The 9,494-nt window shown below is 37.6% G+C and carries 9 protein-coding genes; 4 read left to right on the top strand and 5 right to left on the bottom strand.

The genetic code is table 11. The annotated features are described in order from the left end of the window. The 3 genes from WBM60_RS00095 to WBM60_RS00085 form a co-directional block, all read right to left on the bottom strand. A partial coding sequence (locus WBM60_RS00095; protein WP_424282609.1) for a molybdopterin cofactor-binding domain-containing protein occupies positions 1-1,325 on the bottom strand: 1,325 nt, incomplete at its 3' end. Between the two features lie 18 nt (positions 1,326-1,343). Then, positions 1,344-1,835, bottom strand: a complete 492-nt coding sequence (locus WBM60_RS00090) for a (2Fe-2S)-binding protein (RefSeq protein WP_424261558.1) — start codon at positions 1,833-1,835, stop codon at positions 1,344-1,346. Between the two features lie 8 nt (positions 1,836-1,843). Continuing rightward, a complete protein-coding gene (locus WBM60_RS00085; protein WP_424277476.1) occupies positions 1,844-2,713 on the bottom strand; it encodes an FAD binding domain-containing protein in 870 nt (289 codons plus the stop codon). A 202-nt stretch (positions 2,714-2,915) separates the two neighbouring features. Here WBM60_RS00085 and WBM60_RS00080 point away from each other — a divergent pair, with 202 nt between their 5' ends. Further along, a complete protein-coding gene (locus WBM60_RS00080) occupies positions 2,916-4,085 on the top strand; it encodes a cysteine desulfurase family protein (protein ID WP_424277477.1) in 1,170 nt (389 codons plus the stop codon). Between the two features lies 1 nt (position 4,086). Here WBM60_RS00080 and WBM60_RS00075 read toward each other — a convergent pair whose 3' ends face one another. Continuing rightward, entirely contained in the window at positions 4,087-5,199 is a 1,113-nt protein-coding gene (locus WBM60_RS00075; RefSeq protein WP_424277478.1) for an XdhC family protein, read from the bottom strand. A gap of 193 nt (positions 5,200-5,392) precedes the next feature. Between WBM60_RS00075 and moaA the strand changes: the two genes are divergently transcribed. Genes moaA through WBM60_RS00060 form a run of 3 tightly spaced genes read left to right on the top strand, consistent with a single transcriptional unit; the run spans position 5,393 to position 8,048 of the window. Next, entirely contained in the window at positions 5,393-6,382 is a 990-nt protein-coding gene (gene moaA / locus WBM60_RS00070) for a GTP 3',8-cyclase MoaA (protein ID WP_424259345.1), read from the top strand. A gap of 5 nt (positions 6,383-6,387) precedes the next feature. Continuing rightward, on the top strand, positions 6,388-7,602 hold the full coding sequence (locus WBM60_RS00065) for a molybdopterin molybdotransferase MoeA (protein ID WP_424277479.1): 1,215 nt from the start codon (positions 6,388-6,390) through the stop codon (positions 7,600-7,602). Positions 7,603-7,607: 5 nt separating this feature from the next. Beyond that, on the top strand, positions 7,608-8,048 hold the full coding sequence (locus WBM60_RS00060) for a hypothetical protein (protein WP_424259343.1): 441 nt from the start codon (positions 7,608-7,610) through the stop codon (positions 8,046-8,048). 66 nt (positions 8,049-8,114) lie between these two features. Here WBM60_RS00060 and WBM60_RS00055 read toward each other — a convergent pair whose 3' ends face one another. Further along, the gene (locus tag WBM60_RS00055) at positions 8,115-9,314 is read right to left on the bottom strand and encodes a molybdopterin molybdotransferase MoeA (RefSeq protein ID WP_424277480.1); all 1,200 of its coding nucleotides are present in this window, start codon (positions 9,312-9,314) and stop codon (positions 8,115-8,117) included. Positions 9,315-9,494: the final 180 nt, after the last annotated feature.

The raw sequence follows: 9,494 nt of genomic DNA, 5'->3' as shown, positions 1-9,494 counted from the left end.
GCATAGCCCACCATTTCCATGGCTTTCTCCAGCGTAGCTTTATAATCGCCACTATCATAGCTCCATCCTAAAGGCGAAGCATATGGAAAATCCTCTTTCTTTATAAAGTTTTCCATTCTCAGCAAGGCAGGGTCTTTTCCTATTTTGGCAGCCAGCATATCAACCATACGTTCTATGGCATGTACGGCTTCCGTCACGCGGAAAGAACAGCGATAAGCAACTCCACCAGGGGCTTTGTTGGTATAGACTGCATCTAACTCAGCGAAAGCATGTTCATAATCATAAGAACCCGTACAAATGGAGAACATTCCCGTTGGATATTTTGAGGGGTTCGCAGAAGAATCGGTATACCCATGATCTGCTAATGTCGAAACTTTAAAGGCTTGAATTTTTCCGTCTTTAGTTGCCGCCAATTCACAATCCATATGATAATCACGCGCAAATCCGTTCACCAAATTCTCGGAACGGTCTTCAATCCATTTTACTGGTTTACCAATTAAGAAAGAAGCGGCAATTGCAATTACGTATCCTGGATAAACAGGAACTTTTCCTCCAAAACCACCTCCAATATCCGGAGCGATAATTCGAATTTTTTCTTCGGATAAGCCAACATGACCTGCAACCAAAGCTAAAATCGTTCGAATTGCATGCGGTGCTTGAGATGTTAAATAAATCAACATTTTCTCCGTATCCTTGTCATAAGACGCGACCACACCACATGTTTCAATTGAAGCAACATGAATTCTAGGTAGGTGAATACGCTCTTTTACCACCACGTCAGCAGCAGCAATTGCCGCATCCGTTTTTTCGCGTTCACCACGTTCCCAATGATAGATATGATTGTCTTTTTGACCTTCTTTGTCTGGTCGTAGTAAAGGAGCATCTTCATCGAGAGCTTTAAAAGGATCGACTAATGCTTTCATTGGCTCATATTGCACATCTACTGCTTCCGCCCCATCAACAGCGATATATCTATCGGTTGCAATAACCGCACAAACTTCTTGCGACTGGTGCATCACGGTATCCGTAGGCAAAACCATTTGCGAATCCGAAAGTAAAGTAGGCATCCAATGCAGATTGTATTGTGCCAAATCTTCACCAGTAATAACTGCTAAAACGCCATCAATAGCTAAGGCTTTTTCTTTATTGATACTTAATATTTTGGCATAGGCGTAAGGACTGCGCACAATAACCATATGTAGCATACCCGGTAGTTTGACATCATCGGTATAATTACCTTTGCCGTGCAAAAATCGAGCATCTTCTTTTCGTTTTACCGAGTGGCCCATTCCGCCTACCTCTGGTGTTGTTTTACATGAGAACATAATTTCTTTGTTTAGAGGTTAGACTGAAGCTTCTTTTTCTTTAGACATTTCTTCTGCGGCCTGTTGAACAGATTTAACAATATTGTTGTATCCTGTACAGCGACATAAATTCCCTGAAATACCCCAACGAATTTCTTTCTCTGTGGGATTTGGGTTTGTCTCTAACATGTCTATAGACCTCATTATCATACCTGGAGTACAGAACCCACAGTGAAGACCATGTTGATCGTGAAATGCTTTTTGCAAAGGATGATTGGTACCATCAGCAGCAATACCTTCTATTGTAGTGATATTAGCACCATCTGCTCTAACCGTTAAATACGTACAAGATTTTACTGATTTACCATCAATTAAAATGGTACAAGCACCACAACTAGATGTATCACATCCAATATGTGTACCTGTCATATCTAAATTTTCTCTAATAAAGTGAACTAAGAGCAGGCGAGAATCAACTTCCGCAGAAACGCTTTCACCATTAATTGTCATTGTTACATTGTGTTTTCCCATAGCTATTTCTATTGTCTTGCTCTTTCTAAAGCCTTATTCAACATTCGTTTTGTAATTGTATTCAGTATTGACCTTTTGTAGGCTTCAGAGCCTCTTAAATCAGATTCAGGTTCGGCATCTTCCCCGGCAATAACGCCCACTTGTTCTATCAATTCATCGGTCACCTTTTTTCCTCTTAAAATTTCTTCACCGCGTTCCAAACGCATAGGCACCGCACTTACATTAGTAAGGCCAATACCAATTTCTTGGCAAACGCCATTATCATCTAGTTCGATATGAACAGCAACACCTGCGGTAGCATAATCTCCAACCTTACGTTCTACTTTATGATATGCGCCTCCGCTATTCTTTTTTGATTTCGGGATTTGAATTTCAGTCAAAATATCACCTGGTTCCAAAGCAGTCATATAAAAACCATGGAAAAATTCATCTATCGGTATGGTTTTTTTACCATCAGCGCCTTCTGCAATAATAGTTGCACGAAGTGCAAGCATCAAAGCCGGCTGATCATTTGCAGCATCTCCGTGTGCAATGTTACCACCAATAGTTCCAAAATTTCTTACGGAAGGGTCGGCAGTTAACCATACCGCATCACCGAAAATTGGATATTTTGATTTTAAAATTGCATTATGTTCTAATTCAGTCTGGGTTGTTAAGGCCCCAATTTTCAAAAAATCTCCATCTTCCTTTATATAAGATAGTCCTTCGATTTTACTGATATCGATAATGTGTTCGGGTGTGGCAAAGCGAAGTTTCATCATCGGCAACAGACTATGCCCGCCCGACATGTATTTTGCTTCTTCACCAAGTTCCGCAGACAAAGCAAATGCTTCTTGCAAAGAAGATGCCTTGTGATAGTTGAAATTAGCTGGAATCATAATTATTTGTAAGTTAAATTAACAAGTCGCTAATATATTAAGAAATATATTTTTAATATAGCAATTTAAGTGGACTTTAACGAAAAAGTTCACATATATAATAAGGAATATTTATTCTTATATATTTATACCTTATAGTGAGCAAATAACAGATTATAAATTTTCATATTTTTATAAAGATTTTATACGTTAAATAAGAGTAATGAATTACCCATTGTATTTAGATTATAATGCAACCACACCATGCGATAAGAAGGTGTTAGAAGGTATGCTTCCATATTTTACTTTAGATTTTGGCAATGCATCCAGTGAACATCACCCTTATGGTTGGGTGGCCAAAGAAGCAATTGAGGACGCCACTTTGCATATTTCTTCTCTTTTGAAAATAGATGAAAAAGAAATTATTTATACTTCCGGGTCTACCGAGAGTATTAATGCAGTATTAAAAGGTGTATACCGCAAATTAAAACATAAAGGGAATCAAATTTTGACTGTCAAAACAGAACATAAAGCTACTTTGGATGTGTGTGAATATCTTCAGGAAGAGGGTGCTGATGTTACTTATTTAGATGTTGATGGAAATGGGCTTATTGATCTTAATGCCCTTGCACTTGCCATTTCAGATAATACCCTTATCGTTTCGGTCATGTATGCCAATAATGAGACGGGTGTAATTCAACCCATGGAAGCTATTGCCAAGATCTGTAAACAAAAAAACACGCTTCTTTTCTCTGATGCGACACAGGCCATTGGAAAAATACCGTTAGACAATTTCTTTTCCTGGGTGGATTTTGCTTGTTTTTCAGCCCATAAAATTTATGGCCCAAAGGGAATTGGGTTTACTTTTGCGAAATTGGAAAGCCAGGCAAGCCTGCAAAGTTTTATTCAAGGGGGTGGACAACAACGAAAATTACGCGGCGGAACTTATAATACCCCGGCTATAGTAGGAATGGCTAAGGCTATTGCACTTAGTTGCCAAAACCTGGAGGCTGAAAGGAACAGATTGTCCAACCTCAGAAATCAATTGGAAGAAGGACTTTCTTTAATAGAAGAGGCTACCATAAATGGCAAAAAATCAGATCGACTATGTAACACTCTGAATATATCTTTTGAGTATGTTGATGGCCAGCAATTGCTGGCTGCCCTCAGCCGAAATATAGCTGTTTCCAACGGCTCTGCCTGTAACTCTGCCGCGATAAATCCCTCTCATGTACTAACTGCCATGGGGATTGGCAGAAACCTAGCCCTTTCAACCTTGCGCATCAGTTTAGGAAAATATACAACCGAAGAAGATATACAAAAGGCAATCCTCATCATTACAAAAGAAGTGGCAAAGCAGCGTGCGAGTAATTTACTTTGGGACAGGCGTTAGTTTAGGTACTCCTCTCGTGTATTGGACCTGACTTATCACGTAGCATCCCTCCTTTTTTTCCTGTAAAAACAGCCAGTATTTCTGCGAAAATACTTATTGCAATTTCTTCTGGAGTATTAGCTCCTAATTCCAAACCGCAGGGTGCATATATTCTGTCGAGAAAAGCCTCAGAAAGCGGCTGACCTTTCTCCTTAAACTCGTTTTCAATTTTAATAAAGCGTTTTTTCGGTCCTAGTGAAGCAATATAAGCAGCTTCACTTTCCAATGCCAATTTCAGATTGCCTGTATCTGTCTTAAAATCATGAGCCATTAATATAATGGCAGTCCTTTCATCAATAAATGGTTGTGCTTTATCCTCTTTGCTGTAAATATGTTTAACTGAGGTCAGTTTCTCCTTTTTTAACTTCTGTATATTACCTACCAAACTGACTTCCCAATCCAAGACTTTGGCTAATTCAATCATGGGATATACGTCATAATTATCACCATAGAGGACAAGATGAAACTGAGGAGGAATCAATTCTATGAATACGCTTACCGACTTTTCCGATAACTGATAATTGTAAATACCCGATTTTTTATTATTCACCACTGCAGTAATATCCTTAAGGAGGTGTTCTTTGAGTTCAGGATCTAAACTTCCACCTTCTATAGTGTTCGCCTTCGTGTCAAAATAATAGGTAGTTCCCAATAATTCCGGATCAACCGGACAAGCCGTCAGCGTAATCAAAACATGTGACTGTCTGGAAGCAACACATTTTTCCAGCCAGGGTATGGTAGATAAAGTATCTGTTATGGGAGAAATTAATACATCAATTATTCCGTTGCAGCCAAGGCCTACCCCTATTTGGTTTTCATCATCCTTTGAAGTGTCATAAGTCACAATGGATGGCTTCTCTTTTAAAATTGCCATCTGGGATCTTTTTAGGGCATCTCCTTCCAGGCAACCTCCGCTTATACCCCCCTCAAAAACTCCAGATTCAAATACCAGCATCCTTGCTCCTTCTCTTCGGTAAGATGATTCTTCCACCCGAACTACTTGAGCAATAGCCGCTTTTTCGTTGGAAGATTTTAATTTATTATATAGCGATAAAATGGATTTAATTTCCTTCATCTTTTATTGTTTTATTAAATTCATTCTAAAGATGCCATTTCTATTAACAAATAATTTGCATACTTAGAATTGTTTTTTGTTGTATTTTTAGCAACTAACCTTGAACAATATTAATTTTTTTTTTGGTTTTTAGTTCCAAAATTTAGGTTAAATATTCAAGTTCATTTAATTACATTTTAAATCGTTTATAAACATGCAGCTTAAAGACAGTTACGATAGAACTATAGACTATGTAAGAATTGCCGTTACTGACCGCTGCAACTTACGATGTTTTTATTGTATGCCTTTGGAAGGCATACAATATGAACCCAAAGCTCATCTGCTTACTTATGAAGAAATAACAAGACTATTGGCTGTCCTGGGTAATATTGGGTTCAGAAAAGTACGGTTTACTGGTGGAGAACCCTTTTTGAGAAAAGACTTTATCAAACTTCTCGAAAGCACCCATGGCCTGAACAAGTATGACGCAATACACATAACCAGCAATGGGACATTATTAGAAAAGTATATTCCAAAACTGAAAGAGCTTGGCATAAATAAAATAAATCTAAGCCTGGACTCCTTAGATGCTGAGCGTTTTAAAAAAATAACTAGAAGAAATGATTTTGCCAAAGTAATTAAAGTCTTACACAGGTTAATGGATGAGGGCTTCGAACTTAAAGTAAATGCAGTAGTGATGTTTGGGATAAATACTCAGGATATTCTGCCTTTGGTGCAATTTGCTCAAAACCATCCTGTGAATATTCGTTTTATTGAAGAGATGCCCTTTAATGGGGGCTACAAAGAAAATATCCAAATATTTAAGGCCACTGATATCTACCGAATTATTAAAAATGAGTATCCCAGTCTATCTACTCAAACAAGCAAGCATGGTGAAACTGCAACCAATTACATTATAAATGGCTTTAAGGGAGACATTGGAATAATCCCTGCTTTCTCACGTACTTTCTGTAATACTTGTAACAGATTACGAATAACTGCGAAAGGTGAAATCAAAACTTGCCTCTATGATAGCGGGGTTTTCAGTATAAGGGACTTTATGCGTAGCGGAGTTTCTGACGAGCAATTGACAGCCAAGTTTATCGAACTTGTAAAACTGAAACCAAAGAATGGTTTTGAAGCTGAAAAACACAAGAAAAATGCATTGGGTAGAGAAGAAAGTATGAGTTCAATAGGAGGATAAACGCCGTGGAGAAGACATTTATTACATATGAGGAAGCCTTAAGTATTTTAGAAAAAAATAAAACTACTTTTCCGACGATCAGAGTTCCGATCAAGGATTGTGGCGGTTATGTTCTTGCAGAGGATTTAACAGCGGACCGAGATTTGCCTCCATATGATCGTGTAACTATGGATGGTATTGCCATTGATTATTCCTCCTTTAGAAATGGGCAACGTGAGTTTCCCATTATGGGTATTGCTCCAGCAGGATCACCACAGCAAACACTTTCGGATGAAAACACTTGCATAGAGGTAATGACCGGTGCTATTTTACCCAATAAATCAGATACCGTAATTAGATATGAAGACATTACCATAGCCGATGGAAAAGCCTGTATTGACATAACTGAAATTAAGCACCGCCAGAATATCCATTTTAAAGGAAGTGATGTTGTAAAAAACGCTGTGATAAGTAAAGCAGGTAATCTTATTTCAAGTGCAGAAATTAATGTAGCCGCTGCTACTGGAAAATTTACTGTTGCTATAAAACAAATGCCAAAAGCAGTTATAATTTCTAGTGGAGATGAGCTGGTAGACGTACACGAAACACCGCTTACCCATCAGATCCGCAGGTCTAATGTTTATGGTATTCAGAACACATTAAAAGAGTGGGGAATTCCTGTAGAACTTAGGCATTTACCGGACAACAAGGAAGAAATGAAAACCATATTGGCCACTTTGCTGCAGGACTACGATTTACTTGTAATAACCGGAGGTGTCTCTAAAGGAAAGTTCGATTATTTACCTGAAGTATTGGCTTCGCTGGATGTGGTAAAACATTTTCATAAAATACAGCAGCGCCCTGGGAAACCATTTTGGTTCGGAACTAGTAAAAATAATAAACGGGTTTTTGCTCTTCCGGGTAACCCGGTATCCTCCTTTGTTTGTGTTTATATCTATTTAAAATTTTGGTTGATTAAATCACTTGGAATAGAAGAATCAATGCTTTATGCTATTCTAGACCAAGACGTGCGGTTTGAACCAAACTTGATTTATTTTTTAGAAGCAACATTAGGTAGCAATCTAAGTGGTTCCTTAATTGCAACTCCCGTAAAGGGCAATGGTTCAGGAGATTTTGCTAATTTAGTGAAAGCAGATGGTTTTTTGATATTGCCTCAAAATAAAACAATTTTCACCAAAGGGGAAGTATATCCTTTCGTACCTTATAGAAATTATCTTTAAAAAAGATGGAAAACATAAAATCTACCTGTTGTAAAAAAGTACATACTCCAAGTAAACTGGCTAGTGGGTCAAAGGGCTTTATATCTTTTATCTCTACATTACTGTTAATTCTACTACCCAAATGCCCTTTTTGTGTAATTGCATATACCGGGGCAATTCTTATGTTCTTTGATATAGATAATTCCCAATTAGCACCTTTTCTGTTGCATGCAAAACCAATTTTGGGAACTATTGTTGTTTTAATGATTCTACTAAACAATAGAGGTCGGAAAACATTTATTGCCACAATTATTTCCGGAACTGCTTTGGTCCTGCTAATTTTGAGTGCATACCTTAATATCCAAATTATTCCTGAGTGGGCCCTGTATACAAGTTTTGTTTTTGCAATCTGGTATAATGGCAACTTTGAATATTTCTTTCGTTATCTAGGTCTTAGAAAACAATAATCGATATTTTAAGTTGTAAACGAACTATCTGCATCTGAAAAGGGTTCTACAATTTTTTTCTTTTATTTAATATATATTTTTTGTTGGGATAAAAGGTACAGGCTCTCCTTTCTTAAATAATTTTTTGTCAGAAGAGAGGCGAATAAATCCGTGTATTTTTGACAAACTGATCAGATCACCAAGGCCGGTAGTGGCCACAGTTTTGGCCAAAATACATCCATTTTCCAATTTGATTTCAACCCCTACAAATTGAGTGAATTCCTCTGGAACGACTATAGAACCTTCTAATAGAACATTTATTTCATTTAAAGGCAGCTCAATAGATTTATACAGCCAATCCCTGAAGTAAATATGAAAATTTAAAAAAATGGAAACTGGATTTCCGGGAAAAGAAAAAACAATTGTATCCGCATTATTATGGGTTCCAAACCAAAATGTTTTGGCCGGATATTGATTAACCCTATTGAACAGTTTCTCTACACCTAATTCTTCTAATACCTTGGGTATAAAATCAAATTTTCCCATTGAGATTCCGCCACTTATTATCAGGACGTCCATAGCCTCTATTGCATAAGCTAACTTTTGCCGTATCATATCCATATCATCCTCTAAATGCAATAACATAGGCTTAATGCCTAATACTTCCAGAGCGCCAAAAAGGGAATAATTATTGGACCTCCTTATCTGATGTTGTAATGGTAGTTCATCTACCTTTACCAATTCGTTTCCCGTTGCAATGACGGCAACCCGGGGTGTCTTTTTTAACCCCACATTTTTCTTACCAACACTAGCCAGTATTCCCATTTCAGAGGCCGTAAGTATGGTGTTTTTTTTTAATAAACTTGCCCCTTTGAGTTGATTACTTCCGCGCAGACATATATTTTGACCCCTTACAGGTAAACTATTGACTGTTACAATATCCTTTTCAATACTCAGATCTTCATACATAACAACTGTATCCGCTTCGAAGGGAACCACAGCACCAGACATAATTTCGATACATTCTTCAGTTTCAAGGAAAGCAACGGTAGGTTTTCCGGCAGCTAGGATGCCTTTGATTTCAAAAGATCTTCGGCCATGCTCAATAGCATCAAAATTTATGGCTATACCATTTTTGGTGGCCCTATTGAAAGGAGGAAAATCCCTGTCAGCATAAATATCTTCTGCTAAAACCCTTCCCATGGCATTTATCAAAGGAACAGACTCTGAGCCATAATCCCGGGATTGATTGAGAACAATCTTATAGGCTTCCTCAAATGAAATCATATACTGTTGATTAGCTTTAAACTATGGGTAAATTAAACTGTCTAATTATGCGTCTGTGCTTATTGTTCCTAAACTGCTTCGGCTCATTCAAAAGAGTTACTTGCCAATTACGTTGATTTTATTAAGGTATTCCATAGGTTTACGCCTCCCATTATTGAATGAGATTCACAATCAGGGTAT

The organism is Eudoraea sp. (genome assembly GCF_049669105.1).
GTDB lineage: Bacteria > Bacteroidota > Bacteroidia > Flavobacteriales > Flavobacteriaceae > Eudoraea.
This window is presented reverse-complemented; position numbering and strand designations above follow the sequence as displayed.